We start from the raw sequence: 15,895 nt of genomic DNA on the forward strand, positions 1-15,895 counted from the left end.
GCCATGCGAAGCGTACGAATCGGAGTGGACACCGGGGGGACGTTCACCGACGTCGTCGCGGTGGACGAGCAGACCGGTGAGATCCTCACCACCAAGACCCCCTCGACGCCCGCGAACCCGGCCGACGGGTTCCTCGCGGGCATCGCCAAGCTGAGCGAGCTCGACGGCGGCGGCGGCTTCGACGTGGGCGGCATCGTGCACGGCACGACCGTCGCCACGAACCAGCTCCTGGAGGACCGCATCTCCGGCCTCGGCTTCATCACGACCGAGGGGTTCGAGTTCATCCTGGAGATCGCCCGGCAGAGCGTCCCCGACGGCTACGGCAACTCCTACTTCTGGGTCAAACCGCCGCGGATCGTCCCAGTGCATCACGTACGCACCGTCGGCGGCCGGCTCGACCACCTGGGCGCGGAGGTGCGGCCGTTCTCGGAGGAGCAGGCCGTCGAGGCGGCCCGCTGGTTCCGCGCGAAGGGCATCAACGCGATCGGCGTCTGCTTCCTGCACTCCTACGCCAACCCGGAGCACGAGCGGCGCATGCGCGAGGTGCTGTGGCGTGAGCACCCGGAGGCGGTGATCTCGCTCTCCAGCGACGTGCTGCGCGAGTACCGCGAGTACGAGCGTTCGGTCACCACGCTGGTGGACGCCGCCGTCAAGCCCGCGATGCGCGGCTACCTCGCCAACCTGTCCACCCGGCTCGGCCGCCCGTTCTCGGTGATGAAGTCCAACGGCGGCATCCTGTCGGCCCGCGAGGTCGTCAACCAGCCGATCACCACCGTCCTGTCGGGCCCGGCGGCCGGGGCGCTCGGCGCGGCGCTCATCGCCTCCACCGCCGGCCACAAGTCCGTGATCACGCTGGACGGCGGCGGGACCTCCACCGACGTGTCGGTGGTGATCGACGGCGAGCCATCGATCACCACCGAGGGCACGATCGGGCGCTACCCGTGCAAGATCCCGATGATCGACATCGTGACGGTCGGCGCGGGCGGCGGCTCGGTCGCGTGGATCTCGCCGGAGGGCACGCTCAAGGTCGGCCCGCGCTCCGCCGGCGCCGACCCCGGCCCGATCTGCTACGGCAGGGGCGGCACCGAGGTCACGGTCACCGACGCGCACGTCTTCCTCGGCCGGGTGCCGCCGCACCTGCTGGGCGGCGAGATCCCGCTGGACGCCGGGGCGGCCCGCGCCGGCATCGAGGCCCTGGCCGACAAGCTCGGCCTCACCCCCGAGCGCACCGCGACGGGCATCCTGGAGATCAGCGCGTTCAACCAGAGCAACGCGATCCGCCAGCTCACGGTCAAGCGGGGGCTGGACGTGCGGGACTTCCCGCTGGTGACGTTCGGCGGTTCCGGGCCGCTGCTGGCCTGCCGGCTCATCGACATCCTGGGGCTGCCCTCGGTCGTCGTCCCGCGCGACCCCGGCAACGTCTCGGCGTTCGGGCTGCTCACGGTGGACGTCAAGAACGACTACGTACGCACGTACGTCACCCGCGACCTGTCACTCGGCAAGGCCGCGGAGATCTTCGACGACCTGGAGCATCAGGCGGCGGAGGCGCTGGAGCGCGAGGGCTTCACCGACCCCGTCCACATCCGCAGCGCCGACCTGCGCTACTACGGCCAGGGCTACGAGGTCAGGGTCCCCGCCCCGGCGGGGGAGATCGACGCCGAATGGCGGGCCCAGGTCGTCGAGCGCTTCCACGAGGCGCACGAGAAGCTGTACGGCTACGCCTACCGCGACGACCCCCGCCACGCGGTCGAATGGGTCAACCTGCGCGTCTCGGGCGTCGGGCCCATCACCCGCCCGGCCCTGCGTCCCCTGGACAAGCCGGGCGCGGGCGCGACCTCCGTACGGGCCGTGCACTTCGACGAGACCCGCGACACGCCGATCCACCAGCGCGCCGCGCTCGGCCCCGGCGCGACGGTGAGCGGCCCCGCCGTCATCGAGGAGTACGGCTCGACCATCCCCATCCATCCGGGCTTCACCGCGACCGTGGACGCGTACGGCAACGTGGAGGTCAAGCGTGACTGATCCCATCCTCATCGAGATCGTCGAGGGCACACTGGCGTCGGTCGAGAAGGAGGTCGAGACCGCGATCGCGCGCACGGCCCGCTCGCCGATGATCCGCGACGCGCACGACTTCCGCGCCGGCATCCACGACGCCCGCCTGCGCAAGCTGACCGGCCGCTCCTACAGCGCGCTGGTCCAGCCGGTCGTGCGCGACTTCCCGATCGAGACGATGCGGCCCGGCGACGTCTACTTCCACAACGACGTCTACCTGTCCGAGGGCGGCATCGGCCACCTGCCCGACCTGTGCGTGACCGTTCCGGTCTTCCACGACGGCGAGGTGGTGGCGTTCGTGCAGGCGTTCGGCCACCACGACGACATCGGCGGCAGCGTGCCGGGGTCGATGCCCTCGCACGCGCGCTCGGTGTTCGAGGAGGGCCTGATGGTCCCCCCGATCAAGCTGTGGGACCAGGGCGTGCCGAACGAGGCCGCGCTGCGCATCATGACCCGCAACTCCCGCATGCCCGACTCGCTGGCCGGCGACCTCGACGCCGAGTGCTCGGCCTGTCTGATGGGCGCGCGGCGGCTGGGCGAGCTGTTCGAGCGCTATGGCCGCGAGGCGGTCCAGGGGTGCTTCGACGCGATCATCGGCAAGACCACCGAGACCTTCCGCCGCGAGCTGCTGTCGAAGATCCCCGAGGGGACGTACGTGTGGGAGGACTACGCCGAGCACGACGGCGTGGACGAGCCCCGCCTGCACGCCCAGCGGATCACGTTGACCGTGGACCACGCCGCCGAGTCGCCGCTGACCATCGACTTCACCGGCACCTCGCCGCAGGCCAAGGGCCCGATCAACCACGCGGGCGACTACGCGGACGGCGTTTTCCTCAAGAAGTGGCTGGCCCCGATCCTGCGCAACCTGGCCGACACGCCCGAGCGGATGGCCGAGCTGGACGTCAACGAAGGCGTCGTGCCCCTCATCAAGATGATCTTCCCGGAGAAGGGCACGCTGCTCACGCCCGTCTTCCCCGCCCCGACCAACGCCCGCACGTTCGTCATCCTGCGCCTGCTCGGCGTGCTCGCCGGCGTGCTCGCCAAGGCCACCGGCGGGCGGATGCCGGCCGACCAGGAGACGATCCGCTACACCGGCGTGTACGGCGCGGACGCCGAAGGGCAGCCCTACCTCATGCGCGAGGTCCTGGGCGGCGGCTCAGGCGGACGCTGGTACGCCGACGGCGAGGACACCATCCACGTCGTGCCCGACTCGCGCAACATCCCGGTCGAGTTCGCCGAGGCCCGCTGGCCGTTCCGGGTCGAGCGGCTGGGGCTCGCCTGCGACTCCGGCGGGCCGGGCACGTTCCGCGGCGGGCTCGGCTACGACAAGCACATCAGGATGCTGCGCGACGCCTCGTACATGTCGATCGCCGACCGTTCGATCCTGTCGTGCTGGGGCGTCAACGGCGGCCTGGCCGGGCGGCCGTTCCGGGTCGAGGTCAACGGCAAGGAGATGGACGGCCTGGTGGACGACTTCCCGGTGCACGCCGGCGAGATCATCCGCATCCGCACCACCGGGGGCGGAGGCTGGGGCTCCCCCTACGACCGCGACCCGCGCGCCGTCGCCGCCGACGTCCGCGACGGGAAGGTCTCGATCGCGGGCGCGCTCGGCGACTACGGCGTGGTGCTGGACGGCGACCGCATCGACGAGCGGGGCACCGCCGAGCTGCGCGCCACGCTGCGGCCCCCGTCCAACCGCTTCTTCGACCGCGGGCCGGGCTTCGCCAGGCTGTCGGGCGGCCGGACCCAGGCGGACGTGGACGAGCTCTGACCATGGCCGGCGCCGGACCTTCGCGGATCATCGCGGTACGCCACGGCGAGAGCGAGGCCAACCTCGCGCACCGGGAGGCGGGCGACCGGCCGCTGGTCTACGGGCTGGGCGACGACGAGGTGCGCCTCACCGCCCTCGGCCGGCGGCAGTCGGCGGCGCTCGGGCGGCTGCTCGCGGCGCTGCCCGCCGGCGAGCGGCCCGAGGCGGTGTGGTGCTCGCCCTACCTGCGGGCGCGCGAGACCTGGGAGGTCGCGGGGGACGGCTGGGGTGACACGCTGCCGGTCACCGTGGACGAGCGGCTCAGGGACCAGGAGCAGGGGGCCTTCGACCGGCTCAACCCGGCGGCCGTCCGCGAGCGCTTCCCTGAGGAGGCGGCGCGGCGCGAGGCGGCGGGCGTCTACGCCTTCCGCCCGCCCGGCGGTGAGTCGCTGACGGACGTGGTGGCGCGGGTGCGGGCGTTCGTACGGGACCTGGACGGGCAGGCCGGCGGCCGGCCGGTGCTGATCGTCGCGCACGACTCGGTGGTGCTGGCGCTCCGCCACGTCCTGGAGGGCGTCCAGAGCACCGGCCCGCCCCTCGCGCCGGTGCTCAACGCCTCGGTGTCGGTCTGGCGCGCGGGGGAGCGGTCCTTCGCGCCGGTGCGCTTCAACGACGTGGGGCACCTGGCGTGAGCGCTCAGGTGCGCACGACGAGGTCGGCGCGCTCGCGGGTGCCGTCCGCGGCGAACCACGCGCGCTCGGCCGCGAACCACTCCCGCCAGCGCGGGGCCAGCTCGGGCCCGTCCCGCGCCAGCACGCGGGCCAGCCGCACCGGCTCGGCGGCCTCCACCCACACCGTGTACGCCACCAGGTGCGCGGCCGAGGCGCGGGCGGTGCCGACGCCCTCGACGACGAGCACCGGCGCGGGCGGCACGGCCACCTGCTCGGCATAGGCGCCCCGCACCCAGTCGTAGCGCCGGAACCCGCCGGGCCGCCCGTCGCGCAGCGGCCGCAGCACCTGCTCCTCCAGCGCGTGGAACCAGCCGCCGGGGCCCTCCTCCCACGGCACGGGGAAGTCGTCGCTGTGGACGACCTGGCAGCCCAGCGCCTCCGCGAGCCGCCCGGCGAACGTCGTCTTGCCCGACCCGGCCGGCCCGTCCACGGCGACCAGGCGGACGGGGCCGCAGGAGGGCGGCAGGTCCCGGATGCGGGCGGCCAGCGAATTCACCGACCCAGGGTAGGTGACGGATCACCCGCAACTGAGAGAATGTTCTTTCACCCGACGCAAGCAGGAGGTTGACCGTGCTCGGACCCCTCGGCGACATCGTCGTGCTGGATCTGTCCAGGGCGCTGGCCGGGCCGCACGCCGCGCAGATGCTGGGCGACCTCGGCGCACGGGTGATCAAGGTGGAGCATCCTGACGGCGGCGACGAGTCGCGGGGCTGGGGCCCGCCGTTCGTAGGCCCTGATCACGAAATATCGACATATTTCCTGGCAGCCAATCGCAACAAGCAGTCCATCGCCCTCGACCTCAAGTCCGCCGAGGGCAAAGCCGTCATCGAACGCCTCGTCCGCCAGAGCGACGTCCTCGTCGAGAACTTCCGCCCCGGCGTGCTCGACCGCCTCGGCTTCTCCGTCGAGCGCCTGCACGAGCTCAACCCGCGCCTGGTCGTCCTGTCGATCACCGGCTTCGGCCACGACGGCCCCGAGGGCGGGCGGCCGGGCTACGACCAGATCGCCCAGGGCGAGGCCGGGCTGATGTCGCTGACCGGCCCCTCGCCCGAGGAGCCCTACCGCGTGGGCGCCTCGATCGCCGACCTGCTGGCCGGCATCCACGGCGCGTACGGCGTCGCCGCCGCACTCTACGAGCGCGAGCACACCGGCAAGGGCCGCGTCGTGCGCACGTCCCTGCTGGCCGCCGTCACCGGCGTCCACTCCTACCACGGCACCGCCTGGACGGTCGGCGGCCAGGTGTCCCGCGCCGCCGGCAACCACCACGCCTCGATCACCCCCTACGGCTCGTTCCGCTGCGCCGACGGCATGCTGCAGATCGCCGCCGCCAACGACGGCCAGTGGCGCAAGGTCGCCGGGCTGCTCGGCATCGACCCCGACACCCCGCGCTACCGCACCAACCGCGACCGCCGCGCCCACCGCGACGAGCTGGTCGCCGAGATGGAGAAGGCGCTGGCCGCCCACGACCGCGCCCACTGGCTGGCCGAACTCGGCGCGGCCGGTGTGCCGGCGGGCGCGATCCGCTCCATCGACGAGGTCTACACGTGGGAGCAGACCCGCTCCCAGGGACTGGTCGTGGAGGTCGACCACCCGGTGCTCGGCCGGGTCGAGCTGCCGGGGCCGCCGCTGCGCTTCGACGGCCTGCCCGCCCGCGAGCACACCGCGCCCCCGATGCTCGGCCAGGACGGCGAGACGGTGCTCGCCTGGCTGGAGGAGCGCGAACGATGACCGCCACGCGACGCCACCGGCGCTCGCGCGTCAACACCGCAGGGCCGACCACGAGGGAGCGAGAGTGAGCCGTCCGGACGCGCGCACACTGATCGAAACGGTCCTCGACAGGGGGTCGTGGAAGTCGTGGGACGCGCCGCCCGCCGACCCGGCCGAGCCGGGCTCTCCCTACGCCGACGAGCTGGCCGCCGCCCGGGTCAAGTCCGGCTACGACGAGGCCGTGATCACCGGCGAGGGGCTGCTCGATGGCCGCAGGGTGGCGGTGGTGGCCTCGGAGTTCTCGTTCATGGCGGGCTCCATCGGGGTGGCCGCGGCCGAGCGGATCACCGCCGCGATCGAGCGGGCCGGCCGCGAGCGCCTGCCGCTGCTGGCCGCCCCCGCCTCGGGCGGCACCCGCATGCAGGAGGGCGCGCAGGCGTTCGTGCAGATGGTGAAGATCACCGCGGCGATCCAGGGGCACCGCGCGCTCGGTCTGCCCTACCTGGTCTACCTCCGCCACCCGACGACCGGCGGCGTGCTGGCCTCGTGGGGGTCGCTCGCGCACGTCACGGCCGCCGAGCCGGGCGCGCTCATCGGGTTCATGGGGCCGCGGGTGTTCGAGGCGCTGCACGGCTACCCGTTCCCCGAGGGCGTCCAGGTCGCCGAGAACCTCTTCCACAAGGGCCTGCTCGACGCCGTGGTGTCGGCCGACGCCCTGCGCCCGGTCGCGATCCGCGCGCTCGGCGTGCTCGCCGCCGACCTGGGCGCGGTCGAGGCGGGCGAGCCGCCGGAGGAGGACCTGCGCCCGGCCGAGGCGTGGGAGGCGATCACCCGCTCGCGGCGCGACGACCGGCCCGGCGTACGCAGTCTGCTCAAGCTCGCCGCCACCGAGGCCACCCCGCTGAGCGGCACCGGCACCGGCGACAACGAGCCAGGACTGCTGCTCGCGCTGGCCAGGTTCGGCAGCGCGCCGGCCGTGGTGCTCGGCCAGGACCGGCGCATCCAGCGGGTCAGCGCGCCGCTCGGCCCGGCCGCGCTGCGGGTCGCCAGGCGCGGCGTACGGCTGGCCGGCGAGCTGGGCCTGCCGCTGGTCACCGTCATCGACACCGGAGGGGCCGACCTGTCCAAGGCTGCCGAGGAGGGCGGCCTCGCCGCCGAGATCGCCCGCTGCCTGGCCGAGCTGGTCATGCTCGACGTGCCGACCGTCTGCCTGCTGCTCGGCGAGGGCGCGGGCGGCGCGGCGCTGGCCCTGCTGCCCGCCGACCGGGTGCTGTGCGCCCAGCACGCCTGGCTGTCGCCGCTGCCGCCGGAGGGGGCCTCGGCGATCCTCTACCGCTCGGTCGACTTCGCCCCCGAGATCGCCCGGCTGCAGCGCGTCCGCGCCACCGACCTGCGGCGCGACGGCATCGTGGACCGGGTCATCCCGGAGCTGCCCGACGCCGCCTACGAGCCGCGGCAGTTCTGCGAGCGGGTGGGGCGGGCGCTGGAGCACGAGATCGCGATGCTGCTGCGCCAGAACCCGGCCGACCGCCTCGCCACCCGCCTGTCCCGCTACCGCAACCTGGGCACCTGACCGCCGCCGCAAACTTGGCGGTCCGACCGCTACCGAGTCCTCGCGCCTGACCACTGCCGCAACTTTGGCGTGTGACCGCGCCGCGACCTCGGGACCTGAACGCTACCGCGACCTCGGCGCCTGACCGCCGCTGCCCGGGCGCTGGAGGCGCCGGCCTCTGGGCTCAGCGGGCGGCGCGCCACTCCGGGGCGAGCACCGACCAGATCTCCATGTCGAGCCGCCGCCCCCGATGCGAATAGTGCTCCCGCAGCACCCCGTCGCGGGTCATCCCGAGCCGCCGGGCCACCGCGATGCTGGCGGCGTTGTCGGCCGCCACCCACCACTCCACGCGATGGATGCCGCGCTCCTCGACCGCCCAGTCGATGATCACCCGCACCGCCCGCGTGACCAGCCCCTTGCCCACGGCCGCGGGCTCCAGCCAGCAGCCTGCCTCGGCGACGCCCTGGGCGACGTCCATCGTGCGGAACAGCACCCCGCCGACCAGCAGCCCGTCCAGCCAGATGCCGTAGAGCCGGCCGCTGTCGGCGGCGGCCTTGTCGGCGTAGGACACCAGGTAGGACCGGGCGGACTCCAGGTCCGTCACGACGTCGGCGAGGCCGGTGTAGCGCCCGATGTGCTCCCTGCCGCGCTCCATGTGCGCCAGGAACTCCTCCGCCCGCCACGGCTCCAGGGCCGCCAGCAGCGCGCCGTCGTCACCGAGCTCCACCGCGAAGAGGTGCTTCACGGGACCGGGATCCGCTCGACCCTGATGGAGAAGACCTCCTCGCGGGGCACCACGACCTCGTAGGCCCCGTGATCCACCATCCAGTAACCCAACGCCTCCGCCTTCATCCCGCTGTGCCCCGTGTAGGCGACGTGCAGGCCGTCCTCGTCCTCGTCGAGGATGACGCACGGCTCGCCGCCGAACGCCCCCACGGTGCGGACGAGCACCAGCCACTCGACCTCGGCCCGCGCCACCTGCCGCCGCCAGTAGCCGCTGGCCGGCTCGAAGCCCGGCAGCTCGACCTCGCTGAACAGCACCACCTGGCCGTCGTCAGGCCCCACGGCGGCGGGCAGGGTGTGCTCACCGAAACGGGCGACGAAACCGGAGGCGACCGGCGTGATCTCCTCGCTCATGCGGCGGGCCGCCAGGTCAGCCCGTCGTAATCGGCGAAGGGCCGCTCGCCGTCGCGCGTGACGTGCACGATCTCCGCCCCGGCGGGGATCGGCATCGGCACGGTGTGGAACTGCGGCACGACGTGGTCGGGCGAGGTGGTGAAGCCGTTGCCGGCGAACGGCGGGGCGTCGCTCCAGTCACCGCCCATGTGCGGACCGTACGGCACCGCGTAGGTGTCGACGTCGCGGGCGTACCAGCGCATGACATACACCTCGGGGACCTCCGCGAACAGCTCCGAGCCGTCGAACGACAGATCGAGGCCCCAGTAGAGCGCCTCGGGGGTGGTCAGCCTGACGCAGTCCTGCACCCGGTAGACATATCCGGAGATCACCGTCCGCTTGCCCGACAGATAGGGGACGAGCAGACGCGGCGGGATCACTTTCTGCATCTGCGTTCCGCTCACGCTACTACTTTACGGTCGGTTGACCCCTACAAGACCCGGTGTTGAAGGCAGGGCAGCGTCGCCCGCGCCGCCTCGGCGTACGCGCGGTCGATCTCGACCACCTGCACCCCCGGCGCGGTGCCCAGGTCGGCGCGGACCACGCCGAGCGGGTCGACCAGCATGCTGCGGCCCACGCCGTAGCCGTCGGACGACTCGCCCGGGTTGGGCGCCTGGCCGACGGCGGCGGTCCACATGGTGTTCTCCAGGGCCCGCGCGCGGACCAGGGTCGTCCAGTGGTCCTCCTTGAGCGGACCCGATCCCCAGGCGGCGATCACCGCGAACAGCTCGGCCCCCCGGTCGACGAGCGCCCGGCCCAGCTCGGGGAAGCGTACGTCGTAGCAGGTGATCAGCCCGATCCTGAGTCCGGCCAGCTCGACCACCGCCGGCTCGGCGCCCGGCTCGACCAGGTCGGACTCCTTCGCGCCGAAGGAGTCGAACAGGTGGATCTTGCGGTAGGCCGCCCGCAGCTCCCCCTGGGCGTCGAGCGCCACGGCCGTGTTGCGGACCCGGCCGTCGCCCGGCTCGAACGTCCCGGCGATCACCGCCAGGCCGTGCTCGCGGGCCGCCTCGGCGAGGCCCGACACGAACGGCCCGTCCAGCGGCTCGGCGAGGTCCGTGATGCGCCGGCCGTAGCGGGTCAGCGTCGCCTCGGGGAAGATCGCGAGGTCGGCCCCCTCGGCGCGGGACAGCGCCTCCCTGGCCCTCTTGAGGTTGGTCGAGGGGTCAGGGGAGACCGGAATCTGGCAGAGGGCGATTGTGGTCACGGCCCGACTCTAACCGGTTGGGCACCCGCCGAAACCAGGTCAGGCACCGCCAGACCCACTCCAGTGGCCCGTACCGGTAGCGGGCCAGCCACCACCGGCTCCCCAGCGCCTGCGCGGCGATGGTGACGGCGGCGAGGCCCACGACCGCCCAGCGGGTCGGGTCGGCGCTGACCAGCGGCAGCGTCAGCACGATCAACGCGGTGCCGGTCACGTAGTTGGTCAGCGCCATCCGGCCGAGCGGCTCCAGCACCGCCGACAGCCACGGCCGCAGCACGAGGAGCAGCCCCAGCGAGTACGCCAGCGCCCCCGCCAGCGCGGCCACGCTGTAGGCGTTCCAGTCACCGGTGGTGAAGGCGACGTAGCCGAGCAGCGCCGAGACGAGGGCGCTCGCCGCGAACCCCGGCAGCAGCAACGACCGGGGCGGATTCAGCCGCCACAGCCCCATGCCCACCAGGAGCAGGCCGGGGATCAGCCACGAGCCGCCGCCCTTGGCGAGCAGCCCCCACGCCAGCCCCGCCACGCCGAGCGCGAGCTGCGCCCAGCCGCCGGGGATGAACGAGGCGGGCAGCAGCGCCACCGCCCCCCAGAGCGCGTAGTCGGTCAGCACCTCGCCCTCGTAGAACAGCCCCTGCGCCAGCCCGAAGCAGTAGAGCCAGAACAACCGGCTGAGCAGCGCCCACCTGCTGTTGCCGCGCAGGAACAGCATGAAGCTGATGCCGAACAGCGCCGAGAAGATCGGGTAGAACCGGCTCTGGAAGAGCTGGTCCACGACGAGGTCCACGGAGGTGGCCGGCGCGTTGGGGACGCGCGTGTGCTGCCAGGTGTTGACCAGCATGATGCCGCACACCGCGAACCCGCGGAGCGCGTCGAGCTCTCTGATGCGCGTCACGTCACCCAGAGCATCCACCATACGAGGAATCCGGCGCCCACCGCGGTCGCGGCCCAGCCGGGCCACCGGCGCCACCGCAGCAGCGCGCCGGCCGCCGTGAGCACGACCGAGGCCACCGCGATCCACGTGTAGGGCACGACGTCGGCGGGCAGTCCGACGGCCAGCGCCGTCGCGTTGCGTGCCGCGAGGCCGTAGACCGCCTGGGCGGTCAGCCCGGCGAAGGCCACCCCGCACAGCCCGCCGTACGCCGCGAGCGCCCGGCCCTTCAACGCGGCCGCCACGAGCTGCGCGAGCGCCGTCAGCGCGAAGATCGCGAACGGCGCGGCCAGCCAGGGCGCCCGCGCGATCGCGTACGGCGCCGCGGTCACCCGCAGGTCCTCCCGCCGGCCGCCGTCCGCGTCCTGGCAGGAGGCGGCGGTCCCGGCGGCCGGGTCGGCGACGAACTCGACGATCATGCGGCGGGCGCACGCGCTGGACAGGAAGACGGCGTGGGAGGCGCCCGGGATCTCGGCGAAGCGGCCGTCCGGCAGCGCCTCGGCGGCCGGCCTGCTGGTCCTGACGGGCGTGGTGGGGTCGTACTGGCCGCCGAGCACGAACGCGGGCGCGCGCGGTGCCGCCGCGCTGGGCTGCGAGCGCGGCAGGGCCCAGGCGTCGCAGACCGCCTTGTCGGCGTTGTGGGTGAACAGCCGGGAACGACCTGCGGAGGCGTTGAACGGCAGCTCGTCCTGGCACTGCACCGCGTGGTAGAGCCCGAACTCGTGCGAGACCAGCCCCTCACCGGCGGCGTCGGCGAGCGGCCGCAGCAGCTCGTCGCGGCCCTCCGCGAGCGCGGGCAGCAGCGCCGGGGCCACCGCCGCGACGTCCGCCCCTGCCAGCCCCTCGAACAGCACGGCGGCCACGTCGTCGCCGCTCAGCCGCGCGGTGAACTCCTGCCCCAGCAGCGGATCGGTGGCCGGCACGCGGGCGGGGGAGGCGTTGAGCCGGGCGGTCACGGCCTCGAAGGCGTCCTTCACGCCGAGCTTCGCCATCGTGTCGGCCAGGTTGCGCTCGGCGTCGTCGTACCAGTTGACCCCCTCCGGCAGGAACGAGTCCAGCACCAGCGACCGGGTGCCCTCGGGGTCGGCGGCGGCGGCCTCCGCCATGACGCGGGTGGAGTAGCTGACGCCGAACAGGTTCCAGCTCGGGTAGCCGAGCTCGCGGCGCAGCGCGACGACGTCGGCCGCCATCTCCTTGGTGGTGTAGCCGCGCAGGTCCACGCCCTGCTCGCGGAGCCGGTCGCGGCAGGTGACGGCGGCGGCGGCCACGTCGGCGGGCGGGCGGCGGAGCTGCCCGAGCAGCGCCTCGGCGGTCTCGGGGCAGTCCAGCGCCGGCTCGGAGTAGCGGCCACCGCGCTGTTCGAGCGCCACCACGTCCCGGTCGGGGAACATCTGGGCGAGAAAGCCGGTGAGCTGCAGCGACGCCGAGCCGGGGCCGCCGCTCATGTAGACCACGGGGTCCGGCCTGCGCTCGCGTACGGCCGAGCGGTGGACGGCGTAGCCCACCCGGATCGTCCGTCCGGGGGCGTCCCTGCGCTCGGGGACGAGCAGGAAACCGCACGTGGTGCCGGCGGGGACGGCGACCGGACAGGGCCGCGCGGGCGGCGCTGAGGGGCTCATGACCGGCGGCGCGGACAGGACGAGAGCGAGCACGACCCGAAGGATCACCCGACGAGACTAATAGTCTGGGACCGTGACGGAACCACTAGTGTCCAGGATGCGTGCTTTTGGCACGACCATCTTCGCGGAGATGAGCGCGCTCGCCGTACAGACCGGCTCGATCAACCTCGGCCAGGGGTTCCCCGACACCGACGGACCGGCCGCCATGCTCGACCGGGCGGTCCAGGCCGTCGGCTCCGGCGCCAACCAGTACCCTCCGGGGCCCGGCGTGCCCGAGCTGCGCCGCGCGGTCGCCGAGCACCGGGCCGACCACTACCGGCTCGACTACGACCCCGCCCGCGAGGTCCTGGTCACGGTGGGCGCGACCGAGGCCATCGCGGCGAGCGTGCTGGCGCTGTGCGAGCCCGGCGACGAGGTGATCGCCTTCGAGCCCTACTACGACTCCTACGCCGCCTCCATCGCCCTCGCCCAGGCCCGCCTGGTGCCCGTCACCCTGCGGCCGGTCGAGGGTCGCTTCACCTTCGACCCCGACGAGTTGCGCGCCGCCGTCACGCCGCGCACCCGCGCCGTCCTGGTCAACTCGCCGCACAACCCGACCGGCACCGTCTTCACCCGGGAGGAGCTGGAGGTCGTCGCCGAGCTCTGCCGCGAGCGCGACCTGATCGCGATCACCGACGAGGTGTACGAGCACCTGACCTTCGACGGCGTCGCGCACGTCCCGATGGCCACGCTGCCCGGCATGCGCGAGCGGACGGTGATGATCTCCTCCGCCGGCAAGACGTTCTCGGTCACCGGCTGGAAGACCGGCTGGGTGTGCGCGCCGGCGCCGCTGGTCACGGCGGTGCAGACGGTCAAGCAGTTCCTCACGTTCACGGCGAGCGCGCCGTGGCAGCTCGCGGTGGCCCACGGGCTGCGGCACGAGCTGGAGTGGGTGTCCGCGCTGCGTTCCGGGCTCCAGGACAAGCGCGACCGGCTGATGGAGGGGCTGGCGGCGGCCGGGTTCGAGGTGCTGCGGCCGGCCGGCACCTACTTCGTGCAGACCGACATCAGGCCGCTCGGCTTCACCGACGGCCTGGAGCTGACCCGGCGGCTGCCGGAGCTGGCCGGGGTGGTCGCCATCCCGACCCAGGTCTTCTACGACCGCCCCGAGCGCGGCAGGCACTACGTGCGTTTCGCCTTCTGCAAGAAGGACGAGGTCATCGACGAGGCGGCGGCGAGGCTCAAGCGCCTGTCGGCCTGAGGCTCAGGCGCCTGTCGGCCTGAGGCTCAGGCGCCTGTCGGCCTGGGGCTCAGGCGCCCGTGCCCGTCAGGCCGCGCTCCCGTCGAGCGGCGTCAGCGTGGCGCTGGCCGCCTCGTGGTCCATGCCGGTGGCCTCCAGCAGGTCCACCACGACGGACCGGAGCTGCGCGATGATCACGTGCGCGGAGAACCCCAGGTGCTCCGGCCGCTCGCGGCCCGCCACGGCGAGCAGCGCCTGCCTGGCCAGCGTCGGCTCCCGGCCCGCGCCGAGTTCGAGCTGGAGCAGCAGGGCCGCCTCCGACACCTCGCGCATGGCCTCGGCCAGCGCCGCTGGGGGAGGGCTCGCCTCGCCGAGCGAGGCCAGCGTCCGCCGGCACAGCACCCGTACGTTGCGCATCGCCAGGTCCACCGGGAGCACGGCGGCCTCGTAGCGGGCCAGGCGGGCGCGCCGGTGCCAGTGCAGCGGCGAGATGGTGGTGATCTCCTTGCTGGTCTCCAGCGCCTTCTCCAGCTCCTCCACCAGCGCCTGGGTGCCGCGCGCCGCCTCCAGGGCCTCGGCCGCGAGGTCCACGTCCCGCCTCTCGATGGCCTCGGCGGCCCGCTCCAGCGCGGTGGACAGCGCGTCCAGCACGTCGGACAGGTGCTTGCCCGCGATGGTGAACGGGCTCGCGGGCATCAGCGCGACCGCCGCGATGCCGATGACGCCGCCGGTCAGCGCGTCGGCCATGCGGTCCAGGCCGCCGGCCCCCTCGACGGGGACGAGCGTGGCCACCAGCACCGCCGACGAGCCGGCCTGTGCCACGAACAGCGCCCCGCCGTCCAGCAGCACCGCGATGGCCATGGCGAGGGCCACCACGAGCGCGATCTGCCAGGGCCCCGAGCCGATCCAGGCCACCAGCAGGTCGCCCACCCCGACGCCGAGGCTGACCCCGACGATCAGCTCCGCCACCCGGCGCAGCCGCTGCCCGAGTCCCACGCCCACGCAGATGAGCACGGAGATCGGGGCGAAGAAGGGCCGCGGGTGGCCGAGCAGCCGGACGGCGACGATCCAGGCCAGCGCCGCGCCGACCGCGCACTGCGCGATGGACGGCCACGCCAGGGCGAACGTGCCCAGCCGCTCCCTGACATGCTCGCTGAGCCTCGTACGCACCTTTTCACCTTGGCGGATCTTTATGACATTCGGATCACTTCAGCCCGTTCTAGCCGATTTGCACGACCCGCGTCCAATGAGCGACGTCTCACACCGGCAGGAAGCCGTCCACGGCGCGCAGGAACCCCGCCCGGTCGCCGGTGTGGATGAGGTGTCCCGCCTCGATCGTCACCAGTTCGGCCCCAGGGACGCGCGCCGCGAGACCCGCGGCGTCGAACGGGCTGGCCGCCCCGCCCGACAGCACCAGCGTGGGCGCCGTGATCCTGGCCAGCCCGTCGAGCCAGGCCGGGTCGGGGTCGAGCATCTGCCGTTCGGTGTCGTGCATCATCCGCCAGTCGAAGCCGGTGGAGTCCGTGGAGTCGTCCTCGACGAGGGGCGAGCGGCCCTGGAGCGGCAGCGGCGGCGGGACGTCCTCCAGCACGAGCCTGGCGACCCGCTCGGGATGGTTCGCGGCGAGCAGGTACGCGACCATGCCCCCCAGGGAGTGCCCGATCACCGTGGCCCGCGCCGCCCCCGCGTGGTCGAGCAGGCCGGCCAGGTCCTCGGCCATGGTGGGCAGCGGGTAGTCGCCCGGCCGGTCGCTCCTCCCGTGACCCCGCAGGTCGGGCGCGAGCACGTGGTAGCGGGCGGCGAAGTGCTGGGTGATGCCGTTCCAGTCGTTGTGGTCGGCCGTCCGGCCGTGGACCAGCAGCAGCGGCGGAGCCTCCGCGTGCCCTTCCTCCCGGTACACGAGCTTGATCCCGTTCACGTGTGCTTCGCGAATCACGCGGATCAGCGTACGGCGCGC

The 15,895-nt window shown here is 73.5% G+C and carries 15 protein-coding genes; 6 read left to right on the forward strand and 9 right to left on the reverse strand.

The features are described 5' to 3' along the window. The first annotated feature begins 3 nt into the window (after nt 1–3). Genes ACBR40_RS17930 through ACBR40_RS17940 form a run of 3 tightly spaced genes read left to right on the forward strand, consistent with a single transcriptional unit; the run spans nt 4 to nt 4,494 of the window. Nucleotides 4–2,022, forward strand: a complete 2,019-nt coding sequence (locus ACBR40_RS17930) for a hydantoinase/oxoprolinase family protein (RefSeq protein WP_371249451.1) — start codon at nt 4–6, stop codon at nt 2,020–2,022. Beyond that, nucleotides 2,015–3,823, forward strand: coding sequence for a hydantoinase B/oxoprolinase family protein (locus ACBR40_RS17935; protein WP_371249453.1), 1,809 nt, complete (start codon nt 2,015–2,017; stop codon nt 3,821–3,823). The genes ACBR40_RS17930 and ACBR40_RS17935 overlap by 8 nt, the downstream gene beginning before the upstream one ends. Nucleotides 3,824–3,825: 2 nt before the next feature. Continuing rightward, nucleotides 3,826–4,494 carry a histidine phosphatase family protein gene (locus ACBR40_RS17940; RefSeq protein WP_371249454.1) on the forward strand — a complete coding sequence of 223 codons (669 nt, stop codon included), beginning with the start codon at nt 3,826–3,828 and terminating at the stop codon, nt 4,492–4,494. A gap of 4 nt (nt 4,495–4,498) precedes the next feature. Here the strand turns inward: ACBR40_RS17940 and ACBR40_RS17945 are convergent, their stop codons facing one another. Continuing rightward, complete coding sequence (locus ACBR40_RS17945; protein WP_344212105.1) at nt 4,499–5,029, reverse strand: AAA family ATPase; 531 nt, start codon at nt 5,027–5,029, stop codon at nt 4,499–4,501. 74 nt (nt 5,030–5,103) lie between these two features. On the opposite strand from ACBR40_RS17945, the gene ACBR40_RS17950 reads away from it, so the two are divergent. Together ACBR40_RS17950 and ACBR40_RS17955 are read left to right on the forward strand one after the other, a co-directional pair. Next, the gene (locus ACBR40_RS17950; protein ID WP_344212103.1) at nt 5,104–6,261 is read left to right on the forward strand and encodes a CoA transferase; all 1,158 of its coding nucleotides are present in this window, start codon (nt 5,104–5,106) and stop codon (nt 6,259–6,261) included. A 64-nt stretch (nt 6,262–6,325) separates the two neighbouring features. After that, nucleotides 6,326–7,813 carry a carboxyl transferase domain-containing protein gene (locus ACBR40_RS17955; protein ID WP_371249455.1) on the forward strand — a complete coding sequence of 496 codons (1,488 nt, stop codon included), beginning with the start codon at nt 6,326–6,328 and terminating at the stop codon, nt 7,811–7,813. A gap of 163 nt (nt 7,814–7,976) precedes the next feature. On the opposite strand, the gene ACBR40_RS17960 is transcribed toward ACBR40_RS17955, so the two are convergent. The 6 genes from ACBR40_RS17960 to ACBR40_RS17985 are packed head-to-tail and all read right to left on the reverse strand — an operon-like array spanning nt 7,977 to nt 12,767. Further along, the gene (locus ACBR40_RS17960; RefSeq protein ID WP_371249456.1) at nt 7,977–8,537 is read right to left on the reverse strand and encodes a GNAT family N-acetyltransferase; all 561 of its coding nucleotides are present in this window, start codon (nt 8,535–8,537) and stop codon (nt 7,977–7,979) included. Beyond that, on the reverse strand, nt 8,534–8,929 hold the full coding sequence (locus ACBR40_RS17965; RefSeq protein ID WP_371249457.1) for a hypothetical protein: 396 nt from the start codon (nt 8,927–8,929) through the stop codon (nt 8,534–8,536). The genes ACBR40_RS17960 and ACBR40_RS17965 overlap by 4 nt, the downstream gene beginning before the upstream one ends. Further along, nucleotides 8,926–9,372, reverse strand: coding sequence for a hypothetical protein (locus ACBR40_RS17970; protein ID WP_371249458.1), 447 nt, complete (start codon nt 9,370–9,372; stop codon nt 8,926–8,928). Before ACBR40_RS17970 ends, ACBR40_RS17965 begins: the two co-directional genes overlap by 4 nt. A gap of 26 nt (nt 9,373–9,398) precedes the next feature. Next, nucleotides 9,399–10,175, reverse strand: coding sequence for a carbon-nitrogen hydrolase family protein (locus ACBR40_RS17975; protein ID WP_371249459.1), 777 nt, complete (start codon nt 10,173–10,175; stop codon nt 9,399–9,401). After that, the gene (locus ACBR40_RS17980; RefSeq protein ID WP_344212091.1) at nt 10,135–11,064 is read right to left on the reverse strand and encodes a DUF418 domain-containing protein; all 930 of its coding nucleotides are present in this window, start codon (nt 11,062–11,064) and stop codon (nt 10,135–10,137) included. Before ACBR40_RS17980 ends, ACBR40_RS17975 begins: the two co-directional genes overlap by 41 nt. Beyond that, nucleotides 11,061–12,767: an alpha/beta hydrolase gene (locus ACBR40_RS17985; protein ID WP_371249460.1), complete on the reverse strand. Its 1,707-nt coding sequence runs from the start codon at nt 12,765–12,767 to the stop codon at nt 11,061–11,063. The genes ACBR40_RS17980 and ACBR40_RS17985 overlap by 4 nt, the downstream gene beginning before the upstream one ends. A gap of 25 nt (nt 12,768–12,792) precedes the next feature. On the opposite strand from ACBR40_RS17985, the gene ACBR40_RS17990 reads away from it, so the two are divergent. Further along, on the forward strand, nt 12,793–13,959 hold the full coding sequence (locus tag ACBR40_RS17990) for a pyridoxal phosphate-dependent aminotransferase (protein WP_371249461.1): 1,167 nt from the start codon (nt 12,793–12,795) through the stop codon (nt 13,957–13,959). Between the two features lie 66 nt (nt 13,960–14,025). Here the strand turns inward: ACBR40_RS17990 and ACBR40_RS17995 are convergent, their stop codons facing one another. Both ACBR40_RS17995 and ACBR40_RS18000 read right to left on the reverse strand, forming a co-directional pair. Next, a complete protein-coding gene (locus ACBR40_RS17995; protein WP_344212085.1) occupies nt 14,026–15,108 on the reverse strand; it encodes an FUSC family protein in 1,083 nt (360 codons plus the stop codon). An 88-nt stretch (nt 15,109–15,196) separates the two neighbouring features. Further along, nucleotides 15,197–15,874, reverse strand: a complete 678-nt coding sequence (locus ACBR40_RS18000) for an alpha/beta fold hydrolase (protein WP_371249462.1) — start codon at nt 15,872–15,874, stop codon at nt 15,197–15,199. Nucleotides 15,875–15,895: the final 21 nt, after the last annotated feature.

Source organism: Nonomuraea sp. AD125B (assembly GCF_041402765.1).
In the GTDB taxonomy this organism is placed as follows: Bacteria; Actinomycetota; Actinomycetes; order Streptosporangiales; family Streptosporangiaceae; genus Nonomuraea; species Nonomuraea bangladeshensis.